19 protein-coding genes are annotated in these 25,933 nt (G+C 37.6%); 8 read left to right on the forward strand and 11 right to left on the reverse strand.

The annotated features are described in order from the left end of the window. Positions 1 to 140: 140 nt before the first annotated feature. Positions 141 to 2,147, reverse strand: coding sequence for an NAD-dependent DNA ligase LigA (gene ligA / locus DYR29_RS20530; protein WP_213278309.1), 2,007 nt, complete (start codon positions 2,145 to 2,147; stop codon positions 141 to 143). 324 nt (positions 2,148 to 2,471) lie between these two features. Between ligA and DYR29_RS20535 the strand changes: the two genes are divergently transcribed. The 8 genes from DYR29_RS20535 to DYR29_RS20570 all read left to right on the forward strand — a co-directional run bounded on the left by DYR29_RS20535 (position 2,472) and on the right by DYR29_RS20570 (position 15,918). Then, the gene (locus DYR29_RS20535) at positions 2,472 to 5,555 is read left to right on the forward strand and encodes a TonB-dependent receptor (protein ID WP_213278310.1); all 3,084 of its coding nucleotides are present in this window, start codon (positions 2,472 to 2,474) and stop codon (positions 5,553 to 5,555) included. A gap of 155 nt (positions 5,556 to 5,710) precedes the next feature. Next, positions 5,711 to 6,457, forward strand: coding sequence for a glycerophosphodiester phosphodiesterase family protein (locus DYR29_RS20540; protein WP_213278311.1), 747 nt, complete (start codon positions 5,711 to 5,713; stop codon positions 6,455 to 6,457). A gap of 488 nt (positions 6,458 to 6,945) precedes the next feature. Next, complete coding sequence (locus tag DYR29_RS20545; protein ID WP_213278312.1) at positions 6,946 to 9,909, forward strand: SusC/RagA family TonB-linked outer membrane protein; 2,964 nt, start codon at positions 6,946 to 6,948, stop codon at positions 9,907 to 9,909. Between the two features lie 11 nt (positions 9,910 to 9,920). After that, positions 9,921 to 11,369, forward strand: coding sequence for a SusD/RagB family nutrient-binding outer membrane lipoprotein (locus DYR29_RS20550; protein ID WP_213278313.1), 1,449 nt, complete (start codon positions 9,921 to 9,923; stop codon positions 11,367 to 11,369). 38 nt (positions 11,370 to 11,407) lie between these two features. Beyond that, positions 11,408 to 12,994 (forward strand): calcineurin-like phosphoesterase C-terminal domain-containing protein, encoded by a 1,587-nt coding sequence (locus tag DYR29_RS20555; RefSeq protein ID WP_213278314.1) that lies wholly within the window; start codon positions 11,408 to 11,410, stop codon positions 12,992 to 12,994. A 200-nt stretch (positions 12,995 to 13,194) separates the two neighbouring features. After that, complete coding sequence (locus DYR29_RS20560; protein ID WP_076597572.1) at positions 13,195 to 13,908, forward strand: 3-ketoacyl-ACP reductase; 714 nt, start codon at positions 13,195 to 13,197, stop codon at positions 13,906 to 13,908. Positions 13,909 to 14,228: 320 nt separating this feature from the next. Beyond that, complete coding sequence (gene prmA / locus DYR29_RS20565; protein WP_213278315.1) at positions 14,229 to 15,056, forward strand: 50S ribosomal protein L11 methyltransferase; 828 nt, start codon at positions 14,229 to 14,231, stop codon at positions 15,054 to 15,056. Between the two features lie 22 nt (positions 15,057 to 15,078). Further along, complete coding sequence (locus DYR29_RS20570) at positions 15,079 to 15,918, forward strand: SH3 domain-containing protein (protein ID WP_213278316.1); 840 nt, start codon at positions 15,079 to 15,081, stop codon at positions 15,916 to 15,918. 1,216 nt (positions 15,919 to 17,134) lie between these two features. On the opposite strand, the gene DYR29_RS20575 is transcribed toward DYR29_RS20570, so the two are convergent. From DYR29_RS20575 to DYR29_RS20620, 10 genes are all read right to left on the reverse strand, one after another. Continuing rightward, positions 17,135 to 17,569, reverse strand: a complete 435-nt coding sequence (locus tag DYR29_RS20575; RefSeq protein ID WP_213278317.1) for a hypothetical protein — start codon at positions 17,567 to 17,569, stop codon at positions 17,135 to 17,137. Further along, on the reverse strand, positions 17,554 to 18,129 hold the full coding sequence (locus tag DYR29_RS20580) for a hypothetical protein (RefSeq protein ID WP_213278318.1): 576 nt from the start codon (positions 18,127 to 18,129) through the stop codon (positions 17,554 to 17,556). The genes DYR29_RS20575 and DYR29_RS20580 overlap by 16 nt, the downstream gene beginning before the upstream one ends. 201 nt (positions 18,130 to 18,330) lie before the next feature. Further along, the gene (locus tag DYR29_RS20585) at positions 18,331 to 19,332 is read right to left on the reverse strand and encodes an NADP-dependent oxidoreductase (protein ID WP_213278319.1); all 1,002 of its coding nucleotides are present in this window, start codon (positions 19,330 to 19,332) and stop codon (positions 18,331 to 18,333) included. A gap of 192 nt (positions 19,333 to 19,524) precedes the next feature. Beyond that, positions 19,525 to 20,403 carry a hypothetical protein gene (locus DYR29_RS20590; protein ID WP_213278320.1) on the reverse strand — a complete coding sequence of 293 codons (879 nt, stop codon included), beginning with the start codon at positions 20,401 to 20,403 and terminating at the stop codon, positions 19,525 to 19,527. Positions 20,404 to 20,665: 262 nt separating this feature from the next. Continuing rightward, positions 20,666 to 21,460, reverse strand: a complete 795-nt coding sequence (locus DYR29_RS20595; protein ID WP_249413550.1) for an SDR family oxidoreductase — start codon at positions 21,458 to 21,460, stop codon at positions 20,666 to 20,668. A 39-nt stretch (positions 21,461 to 21,499) separates the two neighbouring features. Further along, a complete protein-coding gene (locus DYR29_RS20600; protein WP_213278321.1) occupies positions 21,500 to 22,234 on the reverse strand; it encodes an SDR family oxidoreductase in 735 nt (244 codons plus the stop codon). A gap of 41 nt (positions 22,235 to 22,275) precedes the next feature. After that, entirely contained in the window at positions 22,276 to 23,241 is a 966-nt protein-coding gene (locus DYR29_RS20605) for an alpha/beta fold hydrolase (protein ID WP_213278322.1), read from the reverse strand. 5 nt (positions 23,242 to 23,246) lie between these two features. After that, on the reverse strand, positions 23,247 to 24,344 hold the full coding sequence (locus tag DYR29_RS20610; protein ID WP_213278323.1) for an alkene reductase: 1,098 nt from the start codon (positions 24,342 to 24,344) through the stop codon (positions 23,247 to 23,249). Between the two features lie 25 nt (positions 24,345 to 24,369). Continuing rightward, on the reverse strand, positions 24,370 to 25,206 hold the full coding sequence (locus tag DYR29_RS20615; protein WP_213278324.1) for an alpha/beta fold hydrolase: 837 nt from the start codon (positions 25,204 to 25,206) through the stop codon (positions 24,370 to 24,372). Between the two features lie 86 nt (positions 25,207 to 25,292). Further along, positions 25,293 to 25,883, reverse strand: coding sequence for a TetR/AcrR family transcriptional regulator (locus DYR29_RS20620; RefSeq protein WP_213278325.1), 591 nt, complete (start codon positions 25,881 to 25,883; stop codon positions 25,293 to 25,295). Positions 25,884 to 25,933 lie beyond the last annotated feature (50 nt).

Consider the following 25,933-nt stretch of genomic DNA (forward strand, 5'->3'; position numbering starts at 1 on the left):
AATCAAAAGCAAATGTAAACTTTTACACGAATATTTTATTAGTTTTTACGTTTGAATTCAAAGAACTTATCTCAAAAATGAAAATAAAAAAGACTGTGATAGATTTCACAGTCTTATATAAATGATTAAACCATTATTCTTTATTGCTTTTCAATCAAATCCAGAAACTGCTGCTCATCCAGAATCGTAATTGTTCCGATATCCTGAGCTTTTTTCAGTTTGCTTCCGGCTTTTTCACCTACTACAAGATAGTTGAGGTTTTTTGAAACCGCAGAGATATTTTTTCCACCATGCTTTTCTACCATTTCCTCAGCAGATTCTCTGGTAAATAATGACAATTTTCCGGTGAAAAGGAAAGTTTTTCCTTCCAGAACGTTGGATAAAACTTCATTGGTGCTTTCTCCTTTTTCAAGCTGTACACCATAAGATTTTAAACGCTCGATCATCAATACGTTTTCAGAATTCTGAAAGAAATCAACAATGCTTATTGCAATCTTAGTCCCGATATCTTCTACCTGGCAAAGTTCTTCAACAGTAGCATTCTTTAATTCTTCAATTGTTGGGAAGTTTTTTACCAGTTTCTTGGCAACCGTTTCTCCCACATGTTTGATTCCGATTCCGTATAATACCTTTTCAAAAACAATTTCTTTGGATTTCTCAATTCCTGAGATGATGTTCTGAGCTGATTTCTCAGCCATTCTTTCCAGTGGAAGAAGCTGTTCTTTCGTTAAAACATAGAAGTCGGCGGGATTTTCAATCAGTCTTTCTCTATAAAGCTGTTCAATCGTTTCACTTCCAAGATTATCAATATTTAAGGCTTTTCTGGAAACATAGTGAATCATTCTTCCAACAACCTGTGGCGGGCAGTGAAGTTCGTTCGGACAGAAATGAATGGCCTGATCTTCAACTTTTACCAACTCAGTACCACATTCAGGACAATGTTTGATGTATTCTATTTCTTTACTTGCTTCTGTTCTTTTTTCGGTGTTTACGCCTACAATTTTTGGAATAATCTCACCACCTTTTTCTACATACACGAAATCATGCTCGTGAAGATTCAGTTTCTTGATAATATCCTCATTATGAAGAGAAGCTCTTTTAACGATTGTTCCAGCCAGTAATACAGGTTTTAGATTAGCAACAGGGGTTATGGCACCCGTTCTTCCCACCTGATAAGAAACACTTTGAAGTTCTGTTTCTACCTTTTCTGCTTTAAATTTATAAGCCATTGCCCAACGCGGAGATTTGGCTGTATAACCAAGCTGTCTCTGCTGTTGTAATGAATTCACTTTTAAAACAATTCCATCAATTTCAAAAGGAAGATTATGACGTTCTGTGTCCCAGAAAGTAATAAACTCCTGTACCTCAGCCATGGTTTTACATAATTTGGTCTGCTGAGATGTTTTGAAGCCCCAGCTTTGGGCTTTCTGAAGCAGTTCCCAATGCGTTTCCGCAGGGACTTCATCAGAAATAAACTGGTACAGTACAGAAGAAAGTCCACGTTTTCTTACCTCAGCACTGTCCTGCATTTTCAAACTTCCGCTGGCCGTATTTCTTGGATTCATGAAAGGATCCAGACCTTCTTCTTCACGGAGCTTATTAATTTTATCAAAGTTCTTTCGGATCAGATAAATTTCGCCACGCATAAAAAACTGAGCCGGGAAATCACCTTTTAATGTCAAAGGAATATCTGAAATGGTACGTACATTCGGGGTAATCTCATCTCCCTGGAAACCATCACCACGGGTTACCGCTTGTGAAAGTTTTCCGTTTTCATAAAGAATAGAAATGGAGGCACCGTCATACTTTAGCTCAGCAACAAATTCTACAGGATCTACAATCGTTTTAATGATTCTTTTTTCCCAGTCTTCCAGATCGTCAAAATCATAAGAATTATCCAGTGAATACATTCTGAATTTATGCTGAATGGTAGGAAAAACCTTGGTAACACCACCACCTACACGTACCGTAGGTGAATTCTCGTCATAAAATTCGGGATGCTTGGCCTCCAGATCCTGAAGTTCCTGAAGAAGCATGTCGAATTCAAAATCCGTAATGGTAGGAGTATCCAGTTGATAATAATTGTCGTTATGCTGGTGAAGCTCTTTGCGGAGCTGCTCTATCTTTTGTTGAATGTTTTCAGACATTGGGTTTCTATCTTTTGAGCAAAAATAACTAAAGTAATTGCATTTAAAAAATAACAGAATTAAATAGTACAGGAAAATTAAAAATACGTAACATGTCTTAACAGATTGATTCTGTTGAAAATAAAACAAGTGTTTAAAGTAATTTAACATAAAGTTCCGATTTAATTAAAAAAATGTTAAAACTTTCTTAAACACCCAGCTTTTAAAGTCAAAATACCTTTGCGCATCTGATTGAAAGAAACCTCAACATGATCTATTAACATGAAAATCAAAGAGGTTTCCTGGCGAAAATCAAAAAATTAATCATAAAGATCTTCGGAAGAAATGAAAAAAGTAAAGATTGTATTGGGATTATTGTTTTTAGGGCTTGGGACCATGGCATATGCACAGACCACGCAGGCTTCTATTGTAGGGAAAGTTACCGGACCGGGAAGTACGGCTCAGGAAAAAGTGAAAGTAACGATCGTGAATGAGTCTACAGGATTCAGAACGGAAACGGAAACCAACTCAAAAGGAGAGTATATTTTTAAGGAAATACCTCTTGGTGGGCCTTATACAGTTATTGTAAACGATGATAAAAAGGAAGGTTACAATGTCAACTTCGGAGATCAGGTTACTGTAAATATGGATCTTGGCAATGAAAAGACCATTGAAGAAGTAAAAATTACCGGAAACCTTAAAAACAAGATCGGAAACCTTGGTGCTGCTACGGCAATCTCTGCAAAAAATATCAGCATGCTTCCCGTGAACGGACGAAACTTTACCAACCTTGCTGAACTTTCGCCATTAAGTGGAAAAGGAGGAAATCTTTCCGGACAGCTTGGATCTTCCACCAACTTTACAATTGACGGAATGACTGCCAAAAATCCAACTTCTGCAGGTTCTACTACCAGCCGAAGCGGCGCCCCTTTTTCAATCTCTATTGAAGCAGTACGTGAATTTAAAATTACCACCAACCAATATGATGTGACATTGGGAAGAAGTGGAGGAGGAACCGTAAGTGCTGTTACCAAATCAGGAACCAATAAATTTTCTGGAAGTGCCTGGGAATATTTAAGAACCAACTGGCTTTCCAGCCCATATGACATCAGAGGAAACAAAAGAGATAATGATTTCTCTACTTCCCAGTTCGGATTTTCACTGGGTGGACCGATCATTAAAAATAAATTACATTTCTTCGTAGCATGGGATCATCAGTTGGATTCAAGACCTTTGGTGATTGCAGATATCAAATCTCCGGATGATGAAAAGAGATTCAATACAACAACGCAGACTCTTAATCAGTTTGTGGATATTGCCAGAGCAAAATATGGAGTAGGAAGCGGCCCTCAGTTTGGAAGTTTTGACAAAGTAAGAAACTCGGATGCAGCTTTCTTACGTCTTGACTGGCAGATCAACGAAAAGAATTTATTAACGCTTAGAAATAACTTTACTTACGATCTTAATAAAAACGGTCTTGGTGATAATACCAATATCAATTTCTTTGAATCTTATGGAAATGATAAAAACCTTGACAACAGCTTATTATTAACCTTAAGATCAAACCTGCAGCCTAATTTAACCAATGAATTAAAGGCACAGTATCTTTATACTTTCCAGGACAGTTATCAGAACAATCAATTAGGAAAACCTGTTCCGAGAGCTATTGTTGAAGGAGTATCTTCCAGTGCGGGATCTACGAATATTCAGATCGGAGGACACCGTTTTGCCCAGGAAAGCTTTAGAAATAATGTATTCCAGATCGTAGATAACTTATATTATAATACCGATAAGGTAAAGTATACATTTGGGGCAGATCTTATGTATACAACAGCAAAATCGGTATACGGAAGTGAGGTAAACGGAAGGTTCCATTTCCAGGGAATGAGCAATTTTGATGCAATGACACCTTACCGATTCTACAGAGAAGTTCCTTTGATGGCAGATCCGTCTGTAAGATCAAATATCTGGAACATAGGTGTTTATGGACAATTCCAGACCAAAGTGGCCAAAGGTCTTGATTTAATGGCTGGTTTAAGATTAGATTACGGTGGTTACCCGAAAGCAGAATTCAACCAGAAGCTGTTTGATGAAATGGGAATCAGAACAGATAATCAGATCAAATCATTTGTAATCCAGCCAAGATTCCAGTTTGACTGGAATATCAATGAAGGAAACAAAGACTTCCTGAAGTTCGGAGCCGGAATTTTCTCTTCGGATATCAACAACTATATGATCATTAACAACCTTGTATTCGATGGAAAGCATCTTGCTACAGTGGATGTAACGGGTAAAGATGTTCCGTTCCCGGATTTCAACAGTTATAGAAATGATTATAACTCTGTTCCGTCTCTTTCCCAATATCAGATTCCAACCATCAACTATACGGGTAAAGACGCAAAAATTCCAATTGTTTATAAAGCGAATATCTCTTATACCCATTTCTTCAATGAAAGATTCAGAGCAGGAATCGCAGGATATATGGCTTTAGGTAGAAATAATTATTTTTACTATGACAGAAACATGGTAGCCAATCCTTTCTTTACATTGAGTAATGAAGACGGAAGAGGGGTATTTATTCCTACAGGTGCCATTACCAATAATGCCAATAACAGTGTAAGCTTTGACTGGAAACAGGGAAGAATCAATAAGAATTTCGGAAGAGTACTGGAGTTGGTGAGTGATGGTAAAGTAAACCAGTTCTCATTCGTCATAGATACAAGCTACCGTTACTGGAAAGATGGAGAAATTACTGCAAGTTATACATGGTCTGATATCAAAGACAATACTTCTTACAACGGAAACGTAGCCAACTCTGCAACATTATCTACCATGATTCAGAGCGATCCGAGAGATTTGAGAATGACCTATTCTGACAACCAATTCAGAAATAAAGTCGTGATCTATGGAAACTCTCCTACCATTGCAGGATTTACATTAGGAATCAGATATTCGGGAATCGGAGGAACCCGTTTCTCTGCAACAACAGGAGGAAATATCAATGGTGACTTTGTAGATTCCAATGACCTTGCTTTTATCTTCCCGAACCTTACCAAATCGATTTTGGATGATCCACAGGTAGGACAGGCTCTGAAAGATTATATCAACGAATACAACGGGAAAATCGCAGAACGTAACGGAGGTAAAAACGGGTTCTACGGGGTTTGGGATGTACGTGTAGCGAAAAAAATTAAATTCGATAAAGTAGGAGCTTTTGAACTTTCTGTAGATATCTTCAACGTAGCAAACCTTCTTAATAAAGAATGGGGTGTCAACAACTCATATGGAAATACATCTTTGTATAAAGTAACCAGATTTAATAAGGATACCATGCAGTATGAGTATGCCAAAAACGTAAGTGGAGGAGGTCTGGTTCCTATGACGGGAAATCCATATCAGATCCAGATTGGTGCGAAGTATTCCTTCTAATAATTACCTTTTTTAATCACTGAAGACATAAAAGAAATGTAAAGAACTACGATTAATATCAGTTTAAAATCTTTTATGTCTTTTTGGTTTCCATATTTTAATAACTACCTTTATCAGAAAGTTTCAGGACTTTTTTTAATTATCTAAATTATATTATGAAAAATTTTATCTTAGGGTTAGCAGTTTTAAGTACAGTTATGATGAAAGCACAAACCCAGATCATTGCCCATAGAGGATATTTCCAGGCCCAGCCTCCTACAACGGAGAACTCAATTCAATCATTGGAAAATGCCCAGAAATTAAAAATATATGGGTCTGAATTTGATGTAAGAATGACAAAAGATGGTGTATTGGTGATCAATCACGATGAACATCATGGTAATATGGAAATTTCTGACGCTACTTTCAAAGAACTGGAAGCTGTGAAATTATCCAATGGAGAAAAATTCCCGACCTTAAAAGATTATTTGAAACAGGGGAAAAAAGATAAGTCTCTGAAACTGATCGTTGAGATCAAGCCAGCCAAGACTCCGGAAATTGAAAATGAGATCACAGAAAAAACGATCAAAATGATCAAGGATATGAAGCTGGAATCTCAGAGTGAGTTTATTTCTTTCAGTCTTAATATCTGTAAAGAGATCAAAAAACTGGCACCTTCCTTTAAAGTACAGTATCTGAATGGTGAGCTGTCTCCTGAGCAGATCAAAAAAGAAGGATTGGATGGGATGGATTACCACTACAGTGTTTTCCAGAAAAATCCTACCTGGATCGCTGATGCAAAAGCATTAGGATTAATTACCAATTCATGGACCGTGAATGATGTTGCAGTTTACGATGAATTGAAAAAACAGGGAATCGGATTTGTAACAACCAATATTCCTGACCAGTTAAAGAATAAATAACAGTCTAAGCTTTTCACAAAATTACAGCTGAAGAATGAAACATTCCCCTCCTCCGGAGGGGTGGCAAAAATTCAAAGAATTTTTGCCGGGGTGGTTTACAACGCCTCTCAAATCAAAATTTCAACAAGTAGCAATTTACGCAGTCTGCCCTTTATAAAAGGCAGGCTGTTTCTTTTTTAGGGGAGTTAAGCCCTTATATTCAGAAATAACAAAAAAACAATATAGTTGGATTTGATTTATTGTGTTGTTAATCAAATTGTTATGTTTGTTTCGTTGTATTATCTCAAGTAAAGACAATAAAGATACATAAATAGGGTTGTAAAATGGTATTAAAAATAATTAATTGCTTAATTGCTTGTGAATTAATTGTTTATGTAATGTTGTTAAGAGTGAATTAATATATGGTTTAATAAATTTTTAAGAAACGTTAAAACTGTGTTAAGGTCATCCTTGTAATGTCGTTCTAATTTTGCGCAAACAAAAAGTAAATGCGTAAAGAGACACAAAAACTGTTGGTTTTGTCACTGTTAGGATTTGTCACTGTTAATCTGGCAGCTCAGCAGAAAGCTAAAAAAGACACGGTTAAAGGACTTGACGAAGTAGTAGTAACTGCTTTGGGAATCAAAAGACATGACAGGGCTTTAGGGTATGTTGCAGAAAAAGTAGAAGCCAAAACATTTGAAGAAACCCAGAATAACAACTGGGCACAATCCATGGAAGGAAAAGTGGCAGGTCTAAAAATCCAGACTGCCGGAGCAGGACCGCTTGGTACTTCCAGAATTACTTTGAGAGGAGAGAAATCCATTATGATGGATCATAACTATGCTCTGATTGTTGTGGATGGCGTTCCATTGGGGAATTCCACCACAGGATCCGGTACGGCAGCGTATGGAGCAGGTTCCGGAGGTGATGTTCCGATTGACCTTGGAAACGGATTAAACAGCATCAATCCGGACGACATAGAATCTGTAACTGTACTGAAAGGCGCTTCTGCAGCTGCATTATACGGATCCCGTGCTGCCAACGGAGCCTTAATGATTACCACAAAATCGGGAAAAACAAAAAACGGAAAACTGAGGGTAACCTTCAATTCTTCTTCAAGCTTCGATTCCGTATTAAAATGGCCGGACTGGCAGTATGAATACGGGCAGGGTACCCTGGCAGTCAATCCAGCAGGAAACTTTTACTATTCTTATGGCCTTTCCCCGGATGGACCAAGTACCGGAGGTACAAGTAGTGCTTTCGGACCTAAATTCGCCGGACAATATTATTTTCAATACGATCCAAATGTACTGGGACAAAGCAAAGAAAGGCAGCTGTGGAGACCCTACAAAAATAACATCAAAGGTTTCTGGAGAACAGGTTCTAATTACTCAAACAGTATTTCGGTAGAAAGCTCCAATGAGAAAACCAGCTTCAGGACGTCATTGACTTACCTTAATAACGAGTGGATGATGCCGAATACTGGCTTTGACAGGTTCAATTTTGCCTTATCCTTTGCCCATCAGCTTACCCAAAAATTAAAAATCTCAACAAAATTTGCTTATAACACTACTACGAGTGACAACCTTCCTGCGACGGGATACAACAACCAGTCGATCTCTTATTTCATGATCTTTCAAAATCCCAATGTAGATTTGGAATGGTATAAACCGATATGGAAACCGGGTCAGGAACAGGTGGACCAAATTCATCCTTTCAGCTCCTTTATTGACAATCCTTATATGATCGCTTACGAAATGTTGAATGGGGTCAGAAAAAAGACCATTACAGGAAATATTACGGCAGATTATCAGTTTAATAAAAATTTTAGTTTAATGCTGAGGTCTGGTATTGAAATTCTGAATGAAAAAAGAACGACTAAAAGACCATGGAGTTCAGCAAACTATCTGAAAGGGTTCTACAGAGAACAATTCATCAAAAATCAGGAATATAACAACGACCTTTTATTCTCTTACAAAGCAGATTGGAATAAATTCAGCATTTCCGCTTCTGCAGGGGGAAGTATCCGTTACAACGAATATCTGCTGAATGATTATCAGGCCATCGGATTGAAAATAGCAGGTGGATACGATCTTACCAATGCACTTAATATTCCGGTTAAATATCCGGCGCCAAGAGATAAACATGTTGACAGTGTTTACGGATTACTTACTCTGGGATATGACAATAAAATTTTTGTGGACGTTACCGGAAGAAATGACTGGAGTTCTACACTTCCGAAGCAAAACAGATCCTTCTTTTATCCTTCAGTGAGTACCAGCTTCATTCTTTCAGACATTTTTAATCTGAAAAGTAATAACCTGAATTTATGGAAACTGAGAGCTTCCTGGGCTAAAGTAGGGATAGACAGTGATCCTTATCTTCTGGATAACTATTATTCAGCAAGTAATATTACAGGAAGTGTAGTAGCACCTACGATCTTTAATAATCCTTCGCTTAAACCTGAAAAAAATACCAATATCGAAGCCGGTATGGATTTCAGTTTTTTCAAAAACAGATTGAATCTTAACCTTACTGCTTATCAGAACGTCAGTGAAAACCAGATTATCCCTGTATCATTGCCCACCGAAACAGGATATTCCAAAAGGATAATCAATGCAGGGAAAATCCGAAACAGAGGTCTTGAACTTTCAGCTGATATCTTAGCTGTAAAAGGTGAAAATTTCTCATGGAAAGTAGGTGGAAACTGGTCTACCAACGAAAACAGAGTGATGACTCTGCCTGAAGGATTTGACGGAATCGTTTCCAATGTAGGAGATGTTGTTTTCTATAAAATGGAAGTCGGAGGTTCTCTTGGAGATATGTATGGATTTAAATTACTAAGAACTCCGGACGGAAAAGTTATCTATGGAGACAACGGACTTCCGGGAAGACCTGCAGATATTGAAAAAGTTGGCAATGCATTCCCGAAATGGAGAGCTGGTTTTCAGAATGATTTCAAGATCAAAAACTTCACAATAAGTTTCTCTTTTGACGGTCAGTACGGTGGTATTGCCTATTCACAGTCTCATCATAAAATGTCTGAACAAGGTAAACTGAAATCTACCCTTCCCGGAAGAGATAATCCTGGCGGAATGATTATAGGAGACGGTGTTGTTCAGAATCCTGACGGATCCTTCAGTCCGAATACAAAAGGAGTTCTGGTATCTTCCTATTATGGAGATTACTATAGAAGAGCCAATGTAGAAACGAATAGCTTCAGTACAGATTTTATTAAGCTGAGAGATGCCAGAATTGCTTATTCTTTCCCAAAAGAAACTATAAAATCTATTGGTCTGGATGATCTTACGATTGCCATTTTCGGAAAGAACCTGTGGATGTGGACCAAGTTTCCAATGTTTGACCCTGAAGTGGCTACACTGGATAATGCAACCATTACCCCGGGGGTAGAGATGGGGCAGCTTCCAACAGCAAGGACAGTTGGTTTTCAGTTAAATCTTAAATTCTAAAATCTTTAAAAATGAAAAAAATAATCATAAATCTGACATTGGTAGCTTCTGTTTTTATGCTTCAATCCTGCGACAGAACTTTCGGGGAAATGAATACAGATACCAGTAAGGTTAAAGATCCTTCTGTTGGAAGCCTTCTTGCTCCTATCCAATATGAAATGGGAAGTTATGGCTATAACAGAGCTGATGATTTCACTTTTGATATGATGCAGATCGCTTTAGACTTTCCCAATGAAGGAAATTCCTACAGCCGATATTATATGGACGAAAAAAGTGGTAATGGCTACTGGAATACTTCTTACAGATGGCTTAAGCAGGTCAGTGACCTGAGAAAATACGCAGCCAAAGAACAGAATAATAATTATCTGGCTATTTCAATGGTTTTGAATGCATGGATAGCTTCCAATCTTACCGATGCTTTCGGAGATGTACCTTTATCTGAAGCGGTGAAAATTGAAGAAAATATTTTAAAGCCAAAATATGATAAGCAGAAAGATATCTACATCCAGCTGTTAAATGATCTGAAAACAGCTAATTCACTATTCAACCCAAACCAGGCATTAGCAGAAACAGATTTATTTTACAATGCCAATACCAATAGTCAGACGGGTATTTTAGGATGGAAAAAATTCTGTAACTCTCTTTCATTGAGATTATTGACCAGGATTTTAAGCAGAAACGGGGAAGTAAATGTTTATGAAAGAATCCAGGAAATTGTCAATAATCCTGCACAATATCCTGTTTTCCAAAACAATACAGACAGTGCAGTGCTTCCGCTTTCAGGGATATCACCTTATTTACCGCCAATTGCCCGTCCTCAGGATTTTACGGCATACAGGGCAGCAGGCGAATTCTTTGTAAATGCCATGAAAGATAATAATGATCCAAGGTTAAGTATGTTTTTTACCAAAGCGAAAGCAACATCAGGAGAAGATCTTGGGTATAAAGGAGCGCCTTCAGGATATGCTTTGGGAACAGCTTTCAATTATCAGCCTTCAAACCTTAATCAAAACCTGGCAAAAGCCCCATTAAAAATCTTAATCATGACCTATTCTGAGGTTCAGTTTATCCTGGCAGAATTAGTCAACAAAGGAATTATTGCAGGAAATCAGCAGACTTATTACGAGACGGGTGTGAAATCTATTATTGAACAGTGGGGAGCAACGGTTCCGGCCAATTACTTTAGCAATGCAAACGTTGCTTATGACGGCTCTCTGCAAAAGCTGATGCTTCAGAAATATATCTCCCTGTTTTTTGTAGACCATCAGCAATGGTACGAATACAGACGTACAAAACTGCCGGTACTTCCTAACAACGGAGGACTTCAGAACGGAGGGAAGATGCCTGTAAGATTCATGTATCCTACCGCTACAAAAGTGATGAATACGGATAATTATAATGCAGCCGTACAATCGATGGGAGGTGACAATATCAACGTAAAAATGTGGTGGAATAAATAACAAATTGAATTTAAAAATAATTTAAAGATTAAAAAACGATGAGTATCAATATAAAATTTTTAGTGCCATATCTGTTGGTCTCAGCAATGGCATTCCCGCAAACTTCTGTTTCAGGATATGTATACGAAGACAGCAGCAAAAATCAAAAGAAAGAAAACCGCGAAAAAGGAATTGAAGGCGTAGCCGTTTCTAATGGCGTTCAGGTAGTTCTTACCGATAAAAACGGACGATACAGCCTTCCGGTTCAGGAAGATCAGACTATTTTTGTCATCAAACCTTCAGGATATCAGACGGCTTTAAATGCGAATAACCTTCCACAGTTCTATTACCATCATAAGCCGAAAGGATCTCCCGCAGATTTCAAATACAAAGGAGTTGCTGCTACAGGAGATCTTCCGAAAGAGCTGAACTTTCCGCTTTATAAGCAAAACGAAAATAAAAACTTTGATATCCTTGTTTTCGGTGATCCGCAGCCTTACACAGAAAAAGAACTGGATTATTTCAAAAGAGGAATTGTAAATGAAGTGAAGAATACGAAGAAAAATGCAGTACTGGGAATCAGTCTGGGAGATCTGGTAGGAGATAATCTAAGTCTTCAGAAGCCTTATGCAGACGTCATGAAAGAAGTTGGACTTCCTTGGTATAATGTGATGGGAAATCATGACATGAATTATGATGCGAAAGAAGACCGTCTTTCCGATGAAACATTTGAATCCAATTTTGGTCCTGCCAATTACTCTTTCAACTACGGTAATGTACACTTCATTATTTTAGATGATATTCTTTATCCGGATCCGAGAGATGGTAAAGGATACTGGGGAGGATTCCGCGAAGATCAGCTTCAGTTCATCGAAAACGATCTGAAACTGGTTGATAAAAATAAATTGATCGTCATTTCTTTCCATATTCCATTGGAGCATAACAACGAAGACAGCTTCAGAAATGCGGACCGTCAGAAATTATTTGATTTCTTAAATCCCTTCCAGAATGTATTACTTCTGTCAGCACACACCCATATTCAACAGCAGATTTTCTATGGAAAAAAAGCAGGCTGGAACGGAATAAAAGAACTCCACGAATATAACGTAGGAACTACTTGTGGCGACTGGTACTCAGGAACACCGGATGAGGCCGGGCTTCCTACTTCTACCATGAGAGACGGAACGGCAAAAGGATATTCATTCATCAGTTTTGCAGACAATCAGTACAAAGTGAAATACAAAACGGCCGGAAAACCGGACGATTATCAGATCAAATTATATGTTCCGAAAGTCATTCCTTCCTCAAGAACCTCTGCAAAAGTATTGGCTAATTTCTTCATGGGAAGCAAAAAAGACAAAGTAGAATACAGAATAGATGGCGGAAAATGGGAAGAAATGGAATATGATGAAACTATAGATCCGAATTTTGCCCTTTCAGTTTTCAAATGGGATTCTACAGAGAAAATTTTCCCCGGAAGAAGACCTTCCAATCCCGAAATGTCAAAGCACATCTGGGAAGCAGATTTCCCTAAGAAATTATCGTTGGGAAAACACAAAGTTGAAGTGAAAGCTGTCGATATGTATGGAAATGAATTTTCTGCTTCAGAAGAATTTGAAGTACAGAATGCCATTCAGATTCCTTAAGCATTTTATTTTTTTACTATATCTTTTTTAGATTTTGAAACCGGTTCTCCATGAGCCGGTTTTAATTTTTTTGATGAGGTTCTTGGAAACCATAAGTTTCAATTGACTTTCTAAACCATTAAAAAACTATTAAATCCACGATTTCACCGCTTCATAAAAATGTTCTTTCGTAACTTTGTATGAAGAAAAGTATCATTACTATGAATATAAATGGAAAAAATGCCATCGTAACAGGTGGTGGAAGAGGATTAGGGAAAGCCGTAGCATTAGCTTTAGCCAATGAAGGAGTAAACGTTGCCATTACAGGAAGAAATGAGGAAAACCTAAAAATGACTGTTGAAGAAATCAAAAAACTGGGAGTAAATTCCGCATACGCAGTTTTTTCTGTAGACAATGAAATTCAGGTAAAAGCAGGAATTGAATCTTTAGCAGAACAATTGGGAGGTATTGATATCCTGATCAACAATGCAGGAATCGGAGACTTCGGAAGTATCGAAGAAATGCCTTCTGAAACGTGGGAGCAGGTAATCAAGACCAATCTGTTCGGAGTATATTACGCCGCAAAAGCAGCATATCCGTTTATGAAAGCTAAAGGAGAAGGAGATATCGTCAACGTAGCTTCTACAGCTGGTTTGAAAGGAGGACCAAATATGTCCGCATATGCGGCTTCAAAGGCGGCAGTAGTGTCTTTATCACAATCCATGATGGCAGAATGGAGAAAACAAAACATCCGTGTAATTACTCTGACTCCAAGTACCATTGCTTCAGATATGAGCATCCAGGGCGGACTTACAGACGGAAATCCAGATAAAGTTTTACAGCCGGAAGATTTTGCAGAATGGGTAAGAGACATCCTGAAAATGAACAGAAGAGCGTTGATCGCAAATGGTTCTATCTTCTCTACAAATCCTTAAGAGTTTAAAATTAATGTTCAAGGTTTAAAGTTTAATGTTCTCAGTAAAGAACTGTTAATCTCTCTGAACAATAAAAATCAATAGGAGCGGGCTTTAGCCCGCTTTACCTTTTTACACATTATACATGGCTTTAGCCGAAACCTGGAATTTCTCGCACTAAAATCTGAGTCATCTGTGAAATCCGTGGGATAAAACGTAGCCAACAAACTTTCCTGCCACATTTATTCAAAAAAACATAAAAATCCCTGGTTTCAGCCAAAAATTACTCCATCATTTTTTTAACAATAATAACATTAGTATTTTTGCAGCAAATTAGTCACATGCAAAATTATTTAGAATTTAATTTCAAAATTTCTCCATTGCAGCCTTGGAATGAAATTTTAATGGCAGAGCTTATCGAAATAGGTTTTGACAGCTTTACAGAAGAAATTGACGGAATTTTAGGATATATCCAGACAGAATTGTTTCAGGAAGATCAGTTGAAAGCCCTTCCGATCTTTGAAAACGAAAATGTAAAAATCGAATATACTTTCGAAGAAATGCCTAATATCAACTGGAACGAAGAATGGGAAAAGAATTTTTCTCCAATCAATATTGATGATAAAGTATTGATCAGAGCAGAGTTCCACGAATCGGTGCCGGGAATGCATGAAATTATTATTCAGCCTAAAATGTCTTTCGGAACAGGACATCACCCTACAACCCACCTGATGATCCAGCAAATGATGGACATTGACTTCAGTGGTAAAAAAGTACTGGATATGGGATGCGGAACTTCTGTATTGGCAATCTATGCAAAACAGCAGGGAGCAGGAGATACGAAAGCTATCGATATTGATGAATGGTCCGTAGAAAACTCAAAAGAAAATGCAGTAAGAAACGGTGTAGAATTAGATATTGAACAGGGAACTGCTGAAAACTTAGGAAAAGAAAATTTTGATGTTATTTTAGCCAATATCAACAGAAATATTCTGATTTCAGATATCCCAACCTATGTTTCGGTATTGAATAAAGGGGGTAAACTATTGCTTTCAGGACTTTGTTTCTTTGACGTAGATGATATCCTTGAAGTATGTAAAGAAAGCGGTCTTGAGCTTAAAAAGCAGCTACAGCGTGAAGAATGGGTAAGCCTTCTGCTTGAAAAATAACACCTAAAAACAAAATACGAATATGAAAACTTTATGGACAGCTTTATTGATACTGATGCTGCAATTTTTTACAGCGCAGGAAAATGAAGTGTATGCAGATGGTGTCTTTGGCTTTGAAGAAAATAAAACGCAGAAGATTTTTACAGATTGGACCCGCGTGAGATTAGACCCGGGAGTTAACGCTCAGATTACAGATTCATTGCAGACCAATCAGCAGGTAATGATTCTTAAAAAAGAAGAAGGAGTACTGAAGTTGGGGGAAAGAGCTGCTAACTGGTATAAAATCTCTTATCAGAAAGGAGAAAATACTTTGGAAGGATATATCTGGGGTGGTAATCTTTGTGTAGGATACCGTAACAAAAATGGGTATGATTTCCTTTTTGGGCTAGCCAAAACAATTGACAGGAAAAATAAAGAATACAACCAAATCGATAAGAAGAATATTGCCGGAATAAAAGTATTGGAAGGAAAGACACTCATTGATGAGGTATATTTTGATACGGGAAGAGGAGAGGAGCTGAGTACAGCAGCTTTCAACATAGAAAGTAATCACAAGCTTCAGAATGTTGAATTTACCCTGAAAGCAATGGTTTCCGGTGAAGCATGTGGAATTGCAGGATATGACCAGTATGTTCTTTTTAAGGATAAAAAACTGATTACCCTTCCACAGTTGATGAATGTAGGAGATGCCGGAGCTTTTTATCACAATGAAGAATTTGTTTTCCCTAATGATAAAGGTGGAATTCCCAACGCATTTATCCTTAAAGTAGAAGATATGGAAGTAGATGAAAAAGACAGAGAGAAGAAAAAGCATTCTTCCAAAACCTATCTTTGGAACGGAAGTTCTTATAAGTTAAAATAGCATTCTCAAAATAATTAAACCGTTGTAGCCACAGCGGTTTTTTTATTGCATAAATACCTATAAAAATAGGATTGGAACAAGCCAATCCTACCAAACATGATTAAGTGTATAGTTGAGCCATAAAGGCTACAGGGAATTAAAGTGCACAAAAAGATTTTTATTGATCCTTAATCAATGTTTCCTTAATACTAATTAAACTAACTAAGTGACCTTGCGGCAACATTTACCATGTAAAAGTAACAGGTCTTTTGGTCTATAGAAGTAAAAGATAAGCTGATCCTGCAAAATTAGTTGGTGAAACGGTGTTTTTAACCAGTGAAACGAATGGGATAGTCTCTCTTATTATTCGCAGATAAGTATTCTATTCCAATTAAGACCGGAAAAGCCTTATTAATGGTACTGATTTTAATTGTTCCTCATAATTCGTTATAATAATGGGAATAATTGAAATTTGATACCTTATTATGGTTTATTTAGGATGCCAGATTTCTGTTTAGAACTATAAGAAGAGGAAAGAATAATATTTGGAACTTTTTTGTTAATTTATAAAACAAAAAAGACTTACTATTTCTAGTAAGTCTTTAAGTGAACTTGGAAGGATTATCTTCGAACCGTCTGATACAAGATTTGAATTGGATTTTGAAGTTAAATATTTGATTATTAGTTGTTTGTGTGAGTGTTCGGAGAGTTCGGATCCTTTTGAGATATCTTGACGGGAGCAATTTTTCGAACCTTTGTTCTAATATTTTAAGGAATCTATTTTTCAATAGATTGGTTTTTAATGTTTTAGGATTAATAATTCAAGTTCGAATCCTCTTGCCATATTGATTTTATTAAGTTTTTGGGACTATTATAATAACTAAAATACATAATTTTCAGCTTTGAGTTGATTTATTATCAGCTCAAAGCTCGTTTATAAAAAGCTATGAACTTTATAACTTTTAATTATGGCGTTGATTCAGTATTGAAATTTCTTTTTCAAATGAAATGAAAGGTAAGGATTCTAACCAATACTTTCATTGCACTTTAAACCTAATTTTTAAGGATATTTTTAATTACTGCCACGAATTTGCCAATAATTATTTTGGTAGATGTTTTGAAATAAATATTTGTCAACGACTCTAAATAACAACTAATTTATTTTGCCAAATATAATTTCCATTTTAATACTGATGACAACACTATAACTTGAGATGTTATGGCGTGAATCATACTCTTATTTTTCTAAAATTATCTGAGTTATTTTACCTTCGTCCAGTCTGATATTTAATCGAATTCTATAAAAACTCTTTGCAGCTTCTTCCGGTTCAGAAGGTGGTGTAAATGTTTCTAAAGAAATTTTTATATCCTTTTCAATAAATGACCATGACGATTTTATTTTAAAATCTCTCCCACATATTTCTTGATAAGAAGAATCAATATAATTTTTAAACTCTTCTAAACCGTCAGTAATAAGTGTTTGCTTCCAATTGATCCTTATTTCAAAATTTAGGTTCTCAGATAAATCCTTTAAAATAGATTCCTCATCAAAGTTATTACAAGCTTTTATAAACTCACGGACTATCTTCCTAGGAATTTTTTCACGCTGTTGTTTTTCTTTCTTTTTGATCTCCAAATAGTCCTTGAAATCTCGGTTTACAATATTTTCCAATTTGTCCTTACCTCTATAAAAGGCAAAAGCTGAGTTTTATAAAGTTTATCTGTAAAAAAATCAGCTGTTTCAGGATCTGCCTCATGCTTAAATTCAACTACGAGAAGGAATTCTTTTTCTTGAGTAGAATTATTAATACCAGGAATGATATTTATATGATAAGTTTGCTCATCTGGCCCAAAAAGGACTTTAATTGCCGGATTAAACTGAATGGGAATTTCTACGTCTTTCTTTATCAGGTATTTGGTTTCGTTTAAGGGATTTTCGATAGGGTTTCCCCAATCAGTTGTACACAATTCAGATTGATGCCTTGAAATTTCTACTCGTATTTCTTTTCTTCCTCGGTGCAGATCGGTCGTGAATTCATAACCAGGAAACGCATCGCTTATCAATTTGTCAAGTTCCCATTCTTCATAATTACTGGTGAAATTTATTCCAAAATATTCTCCAAATTCCGTTAAATAAACAGGAAATTCTATTTTGTTTCTAATCAAAATACTTTTGATTATGTCGATATCAGCTTTTCTATTTACTGTAATATTTATTTGTGTTTCGATCATTAGTAAAAAAGGAAATATAAGTTTGAAATATAGATATTAACATCAATTTTACCTTTATTTAGAACAGTTTGAGCCTTTAGAGAATGAATAAATTTTATTAGGGATGTTTTATTTTCAGTCCAATTTATAGGAATGTTTCCAATCAGCAGATATCTCCCAAGACAGAAATTAATTTGACTGGCATTTATCCTGTAAACTATTTTATTTCACTTTAATCACAACTTTCCCTTTTGCTCTTCCACTGGCGATATATTCCAGGGCTTCATTGGTTTGATTAAAAAGAAATGTTCTATCAAGAATCGGTTTTATTATTCCATTTTCAATCAATTTTGTGATTTCTTGTAATTGCTTTCCATTAGCCGTCATAAAAAGAAATTCATAATAAACATTCAATTTCTTTGCTTTGCCTCGGATCTTACTACTTAATAGTTTTGTAGCGAATTTTACGTACCATGGAAGTTTGAACTCGTTTGCAAATACTGGTGTTGGAGGACCTGAAATAGATATGACTTTACCACCATCCTTCAACACGTTTAAAGACTTTTCAAGAGTTTTAGTATCTTGGCTGTTCAATACAAAGTCATAATCTTTTAAAACAGCTTCAAAATCTTCTTTTCTGTAATCAATAACTACATCCGCTCCGAGACTTTTTACCAGGTCAGTATTGGCTGCACTGGTTGTAGTTGCGGTTTTTAATCCCAGATGCTTTGCCAATTGAATGGCTATTGTTCCCACACCTCCCGAACCTGCCTGTATAAAAACTTTTTGTCCTTTTTTTAAATTGGATTTTTCTATGAGTGCCTGCCAGACCGTTAAAGAGACCAATGGAATAGATGCAGCTTCTTCGAAGCTGATATTAGTCGGTTTTAGTGCTAAATCCTTCTCATTTATTGCAATATATTCTGCAAAGGCCCCAATATTGAAATCCGCTGGACGGGCATACACCTCATCACCGACTTTGAATTTTGTTACTTTTGAACCAACCTTGATTACTACTCCTGATACATCGTGCCCTAACACAAGCGGTAGTTTATAAGGCAGGATCAATTTGAACTCGCCACTTTTTATTTTTAGGTCGAGTTGGTTAACGCTTGCGGCGTAAATCTCAACCAAGACCTCATCTTGCTTTAGGTTGGGAACCGGTAAATCGACAAGTTTCAACCTGTCCGTTTTACTGTATCTAGAAATACTGTATGCTTTCATATTTCAGAGGGTTAAATTATTATTCACTAATTTATTAATATGATTTTAGAATAGCTATGCAAAGTAAATAGAAATTACTTTCTTTTTCCGCAGCTTTTTCCCAAGTATCATTTCACTTGTTAGGAAACAGGCTTTTACGGAAGTGATCTTTATTTAATCAGGTTTATTTCATTAATTGCAAAACGGCAATAGCTATTTTTGATATTCAGCGAGCTTCTTACCACCTTTTACAAAGGTGAATGTTTCCTGTATTTCATAGGCATGTGCTGCGGAACAAAAAAGTGCAATTCTGTCGGATAACTTTTTTACTTCATCGCTTCTGAAAAATGTGTCTTGGGCATTTTTGTCGCTGAAGCCAAGAATTAGCGAAGCTTGGAATTGTACTTCTTCCGCATTGTCATGTTGTACGTTTGGTGTATTCCATTGCTTTTGGTTCCAGGGCATGTATACTTTGTTCCTCAACTCTTTCAAAACACGCAAATTTGCCAAGGCGGGAGTAAGTTCATTATTGATAAATTTTTTAAATTCCTTTTTATCTACACCTTCTTTAATCCTAAAGAAAACCATACTTCTTGCTTGAATTTTTTCATCAGAATCATTCAAGCTATACCACTTGGAAGCATTTCCCAATGCCGCGTAAAGTAAAGTACGTTTGAAAAGGTTTACTTCGTCCTCGTACGCCAGTTTGTTCTGTTTTTTTCCTCTAAAGACTGAGAAGATATTTTTGAGCGTAACATCTGCTACACCGTCAATCTTACGGTCAGATGGGATAGATGTTTCTACACCATTGATTAAAGGCCAAAGCCCATTGTTTTCTTCGGTAAAGTGTATCTGACGGTATTCTTCAAGTCCCTTATTTGCCGAAATGATCTGCGAGTGTGGATATTTCCAACGTTCCATTCCTGCCTGGCGAGGTTTATCGGTGCGCATCCATAACAAAATGGAAGATGAAGTGTGATTTTCCGATTTTATGGAGGTGCGCACATTTTCAGCTTTTGCCTCTATGTTCTGGGCATAGCTGTGCGTAGGTACAGATAATGCCAATAAAAATATTGCTGCTAATTTTTTCATTGCTAAATTATATAATTGTTGAAAATTATGATGCACAAAATGCCAGTGCTCTTTTTACAAAATCCCAGTACTGCTGAAACACGCCTCCGTGCCGCGGTTCGTAGTAAATATGTATGGTAGCATCTGGGAAACGCTTTGTGAGGTCGTATGAGTTAGGAATTGGTACCATCCTGTCACCATTGATAAAATAGCCGCTTTCACTTTCACGTTGGATTCGTGCTTCAAATTTGCTGCTCATAAGGTCTTATTTTTAGTAAATTTTCTATTTCAATGATTTTTTATCTTTAGCCGGGTTAACCAGTCCATAGGTAAATTTTGGTACAAGACGGTTTAATAGGTACACAAGTTTTGTATCCCCCACACGTATCGTTAACTGGTTTTTATGCAATCCACTGATAAGCCCTTTTACGAACTGCTCCGGAGATAGTTTTTTGTCTTTTCTGTCTGCTGTCATCTCGGTATCAACCAGCGGAGGCAGCAATTCAAAGACTTTTACATTACTGCCAATAATATGCAGATGCTCTCTTAATGACCTGGTGTAAAATGCCAAAGCGGCTTTGGATGCAGAATAGGTTGCTTCCATGACAGAGGGTACGATACTGAGTATGGATGTCGTATTGATTATGGCGGTTTCTTTTCTTGATTTGAGCATATCCATAAACAGGTTGTTCAGACGGATAACACCAAGATAATTAACCTCCATTTCGTAGGCTGCTCCATTAAGATGCCTATCATCAGCCATGCCAAGATTTAATGGCGGGACGCCAACCCCGGCGTTATTATAAAGGATATCTATACCACCCAAAGCAGACACCTGAAGGTAGAGAGCTCTGGCATCTTGTTCGTTTCCTGCATCGCTCTGTATTGCAATAAGTGACGGATACCTGTTCCTTGCTTCATCTAGTTTCTGCTGGTTTCTGCCTGTTATGATAACCTTTGCTCCAATTTCAAGAAACTGTTTTGCAGCTTCCAGTCCTATACCCGAACCTCCACCTGTTATCAAAATTGTTTTTCCTTTTAATTCCATATAATTTCTTTTTAACAGGGATGTGCCCATCTAAGAGCACATCCCATGAACTGCTTTAATTACGGCTGTTTATCCTCTGTTGCGTGAAAGGCTGGCAAACGCTTCCCGGGTAGCGGCTGCATAGGCCTTTGTTTCACCAACAGGTACTTCAAACTGATCTTTTTCAAGGGCGATGAAAAGTTCATCTGCCACTTCTGAAGGCGGTATTCCGTTCGCTCCTCCAATTTCAGCAGAGAATTCTGTGTTTACCAACGGTGGATAAACCTCGTATACTTGAAGGTTTTTGGATTCCTCGTAGGTTTGTCTCAACGCAACTGTATAGCTGTGCAATGCTGCTTTTGTCGCTCCGTAAGTCGGAAGGAATTTGTGGCTTCCATAAACAGCGATTGATGATATATTCACTACCGCTGCCGACTCTTTCTCTAATAGGAGGGGCAATAACAGTTCTGTAAAATGGATTACCGAAAAATAATTGGTATTCATTTCGATCTGTGCCTTTTCGTGGGCATTGGTTGTTTCACTCAACAGATATCCGAATGCTGCTCCTGCGTTATTAATGATAATGTTCACATCTGAATGCTTTGTTTTCAATTCTTCAGCGATTCGTAATCGATCAGCTTCTATCGAGAGATCACCCTGGATAGCAGTAGCGTTGTCAAGTTGCTGCAGTGCATTGGTAAGACGTTCTTCATTACGTCCGTTAATAATCACCTTATTTCCGGCTGCACTTAGATTTTTTGCGATAGCGAGGCCGATACCGGCACTTCCGCCGCTTATGAATACTGTATTTCCTGTTGTTTTCACTTTATAAATTCTAAAATTAAATGATGTAACTGTCGTGATGGTTAGTCTTTCAAAAAGCTGTTTACCTCAGATGTAAAATCATTATGGTACTGGTACAAAGCTCCATGCCCTGAATCGCTCCAGATCACCAATTTGGCATTGGGGATATTCTGGACCATATTATATGAGTCCTGCGTGGCAACCATGATATCATTATTACCATTAACAATAAGTGCAGGCTGTCTGATTTTTTTTAGCAGGGTAAACTCTTCATCCTGTTCACTTCCCCAACGGATAATTGCTGCTGCCTGATTCTGAATAGCTGTTTGGGTAAAGGCTGGAACACGGTCTTCTTTTATTCTTTTCTGCAACCTTTCCGTATAGTCAAGTCCTGCTTTTTGGCTTGTCGCTGAGGGAGAGAAAAAAAGATATACACGGGGATTTTCCGGCTCCGCTTTTCGGGCAGCTTCCACATGCTTAAGTATGTTGGCTGTATACTTACCTCCTTTATGACCTGTACCGGCCAGGATAACTTTGTTAACAAGATCGGGATTCTCTGCTGATACGACCTGTGCCACAAACCCACCTATGGAAAACCCTAGCAGGTTAACCTTTTTATGCCCCAGGGCTCTGATTACATCTGCGGCATCCGCAGCCATGCCTTCAATTGTCTCTGGGGTAGTGCCTGCTGAACCTCCCACACCTTTGTTATCCAGAAGTATGATAGGGTGTTTTTCAGCAAGGGGGTTAATAACCGCAGGATCCCAATCATCCATAGTTGCTACAAAATGGATAAAAAATACCAGGGGAATACCTTCTTTCTGACCGAAAGAACGGTAAGCATATTTAGTACCCTTTACCTCAATATATTGGGTAGGTGCAGTTTCCTGTGTATACACGGTAACTTTTTCGTTTTTACTGTCCATCGTTTTATTTTTTTTTGATTGGGAAAATGCTGTATTGACTGTCATACAGACCAATAGGGAAGCAATCCCCATTTTACGGATAATTGTTATTTTCCTCTGCATTATTATTAGTTCTTTTGGAGTGCCGGATAGTCTGTATATCCTTCTGCTCCCGGTGTATAGAATGTATTTTGATCTGGAATGGCAAGCTCCGCATCGGTACGGAATCTCTCAACCAGGTCCGGACTAGCGATAAATGGAGTTCCGAATGATACCAGATCAGCATCACCGGCTTCCAGTACGGCATTGGCCGTTTCTTTCGTGAAACCACGGTTGATGATGATAGTGCCATTATAAATGCTGCGGAAGTGTTTGGCCACCTCCTGGATAGCGAATGGGTTTCCTGTAACATCTGTAAATGGTTCGGTTAGATGAATGTAAGCCAATCCATAGCCGTTAAGCCTATCAACAATATAATCATAGATGGCAATCGTCTCATCGTCAACAGAAATACCCATAAGATTATTTAATGAAGGATTAAAACGTACACCGACACGGGAAATGTCCACAGCTTTTTTAAGTTCATCGAGGATTTCAAAGAGAATACGTGCACGGGTTTCTATAGAACCACCATATTGATCATTTCTTTGGTTGCTGTTCTTACTGAAAAACTGCTGTAAAAGATAACCGTTTGCTCCATGCAACTCTATACCATCAAAACCTGCTTTGAATGCATTGACAGCTGCCTGTCTGAAATCTGCTATGGTTTGCTTGATATCCTCCAGGCTCATTGCTCTGGAAGTTTCACTTTTCTTGAAACCGGTAGGCGTGAATATATCCAGATCTGGATTATAGCTTGATGGAGCCAGCGGTGCGTTTCCATTGTGATGGTCAGGATGCGAATATGCTCCTGTATGCCAAAGCTGGACAAAAATTTTCCCGCCTTTTTCATGCACAGCATTTGTAGTTAGTTTCCATCCTTCTATTTGCTTTTCAGAATAAATGCCTGGCACATTCGGAACACCCACACCATCTCTACTAATAACAGTGCCTTCTGTAATAATAAGACCAGCAGACGCTCTTTGTCCGTAATATTCAGCATTTAATAATGTTGGGGCATTATCTGCATTATCCGATCGGCTTCTGGTCATTGGAGCCATAACGATCTTATTCGACAATTCTACACTCCCTAGAGTGTAGGGTTTGAAAATGTTTTCTGTACTCATTTTTTTTATTTTTGGTAAATGATTTTTATTTTAAAAGGAAATTATGAATATAACCCACAATAAGTTCAGGACTTTGGTAATGGGGAGCGTGGCCTGCGTCATTAAGGATAAAATGCTGTAGGGTAGGTGCATTTTTTAACAATGGGAACCAATTCTCTACTGCAAGAGATATGTCGTGGTCTCCCGAAATAGCAAAAACAGGTACCTGTAAGGTTTTATAACCTTCCCTAACATTGAGGGCATCCTCGGTTGCACTCGCAATGCCGGCAATGTACCGACTGATCAATTCTTCAGTAGAAGGTACTTTACTCCAGTCCAGACGTTCATGGATTCTGTCTGTTGAAGCTTTGGCTGCTGATCTGCTTTTTTCCGATGTAGGTTCGAAGAATAGAGTGACCCAATCTTCAAAATCGTAGGCAGGCTTAGGGGCCAGCTCTAGAAAAAGAGGCTCAAGCGGAACTTCGTTTTTCCCTATTGGATTTCCTCCGATTACGGTATTGCTCAATATACGGTCCTGTGCCAACCACGTAGCATATTGGGTTACAAACGTACCGTAAGACCATCCCAAGACATGGAATTTATCAATACCCAGGCTGTCGGCCAACTTAATGATCTCACTGGCAACTTCCTTAATATCGGTTGGCAGTTCTCCCTCTGAATAACCGATACCAGGGTAATCAAAAGTGATCACGGTGTTCTTTTCCGCTAATAGATCCAGAAATAATGGGTCCCAGGTATCCAGGGTTCCCCTGAAGCGATTGGCAAGTATGATCGGAGATCCGTTTCCGATCTGACGATAGGCTATATTCCTGTTTTCGATGTCTACAAATTTGGTTTCTGATGTTAACGCTGTTTTACCCATAATGAATGTATGTGTTATGTATTATACTTTTTAGTCTATTTTAAAACAATAATATACTTTTTAGTCTATTTTAGTCCAAAAAAAAATTAGTTGCTATATTGTTCGAGTTCGGCTTTCAGGTTTTTTATCAGAGAAACCATAGGTTTTGTAGAATTCATTACCCTACACATGACAATGCCTCCTTCCACAGCAGCCACAATCTTAAATGCAATGACAGAAGGTTCAAGTTCTTTTGAAAACTCTCCATCTTCTATGCCTTGTTTCAACAGGTTCGTAAGATCTTCCTGCCCTGCACGGAATACGGATGCTACCTTCTCTTTGATCAGTGGGAAATTATCGTCCGCTTCAGCTGCAGTATTAATGATGGGACAGCCTCCCGGGACAAATGTCTGGATGGGATCTTTGTAAAAATCTAAAAAATTGAACAGTTTTCCTTTTACTGTTTTTCCCTTAGCTACTTCCAGTCTCATCTGGTCTGATATCTTTTTTAGCAACAGATCGACCACCTGGTTTGTAAGATCCTCCTTGTTTTCAAAATGACTATAAAGACAGCCTTTTGTGAGCTTTGTAGCTGCAAGGACATCATCAATGCTGACTCCGGAAATACCTTTCTGATTGTATATCGGCGCCGCTGTATGAAGTATAAATTGCTTTGTTTTTTCTGCTTTCGTCAACATGATCTTTCTGTATAACGTTGCAAATATACTAAAAAGTATTTTTAAAAATA

This window comes from Chryseobacterium indologenes, assembly GCF_018362995.1.
In the GTDB taxonomy this organism is placed as follows: domain Bacteria; phylum Bacteroidota; class Bacteroidia; order Flavobacteriales; family Weeksellaceae; genus Chryseobacterium; species Chryseobacterium indologenes_G.

Bases quoted from the DNA above. Each gene is read 5' to 3' on its own strand.
- ligA (WP_213278309.1), bottom strand. From the start codon at position 2,147: ATGTCTGAAAACATTCAACAAAAGATAGAGCAGCTCCGCAAAGAGCTT.
- DYR29_RS20535 (WP_213278310.1), top strand. From the start codon at position 2,472: ATGAAAAAAGTAAAGATTGTATTGGGATTATTGTTTTTAGGGCTTGGG.
- DYR29_RS20540 (WP_213278311.1), top strand. From the start codon at position 5,711: ATGAAAAATTTTATCTTAGGGTTAGCAGTTTTAAGTACAGTTATGATG.
- DYR29_RS20545 (WP_213278312.1), top strand. From the start codon at position 6,946: ATGCGTAAAGAGACACAAAAACTGTTGGTTTTGTCACTGTTAGGATTT.
- DYR29_RS20550 (WP_213278313.1), top strand. From the start codon at position 9,921: ATGAAAAAAATAATCATAAATCTGACATTGGTAGCTTCTGTTTTTATG.
- DYR29_RS20555 (WP_213278314.1), top strand. From the start codon at position 11,408: ATGAGTATCAATATAAAATTTTTAGTGCCATATCTGTTGGTCTCAGCA.
- DYR29_RS20560 (WP_076597572.1), top strand. From the start codon at position 13,195: ATGAATATAAATGGAAAAAATGCCATCGTAACAGGTGGTGGAAGAGGA.
- prmA (WP_213278315.1), top strand. From the start codon at position 14,229: ATGCAAAATTATTTAGAATTTAATTTCAAAATTTCTCCATTGCAGCCT.
- DYR29_RS20570 (WP_213278316.1), top strand. From the start codon at position 15,079: ATGAAAACTTTATGGACAGCTTTATTGATACTGATGCTGCAATTTTTT.
- DYR29_RS20580 (WP_213278318.1), bottom strand. From the start codon at position 18,129: ATGATCGAAACACAAATAAATATTACAGTAAATAGAAAAGCTGATATC.
- DYR29_RS20585 (WP_213278319.1), bottom strand. From the start codon at position 19,332: ATGAAAGCATACAGTATTTCTAGATACAGTAAAACGGACAGGTTGAAA.
- DYR29_RS20590 (WP_213278320.1), bottom strand. From the start codon at position 20,403: ATGAAAAAATTAGCAGCAATATTTTTATTGGCATTATCTGTACCTACG.
- DYR29_RS20595 (WP_249413550.1), bottom strand. From the start codon at position 21,460: ATGGGCACATCCCTGTTAAAAAGAAATTATATGGAATTAAAAGGAAAA.
- DYR29_RS20605 (WP_213278322.1), bottom strand. From the start codon at position 23,241: ATGCAGAGGAAAATAACAATTATCCGTAAAATGGGGATTGCTTCCCTA.
- DYR29_RS20610 (WP_213278323.1), bottom strand. From the start codon at position 24,344: ATGAGTACAGAAAACATTTTCAAACCCTACACTCTAGGGAGTGTAGAA.
- DYR29_RS20615 (WP_213278324.1), bottom strand. From the start codon at position 25,206: ATGGGTAAAACAGCGTTAACATCAGAAACCAAATTTGTAGACATCGAA.
- DYR29_RS20620 (WP_213278325.1), bottom strand. From the start codon at position 25,883: ATGTTGACGAAAGCAGAAAAAACAAAGCAATTTATACTTCATACAGCG.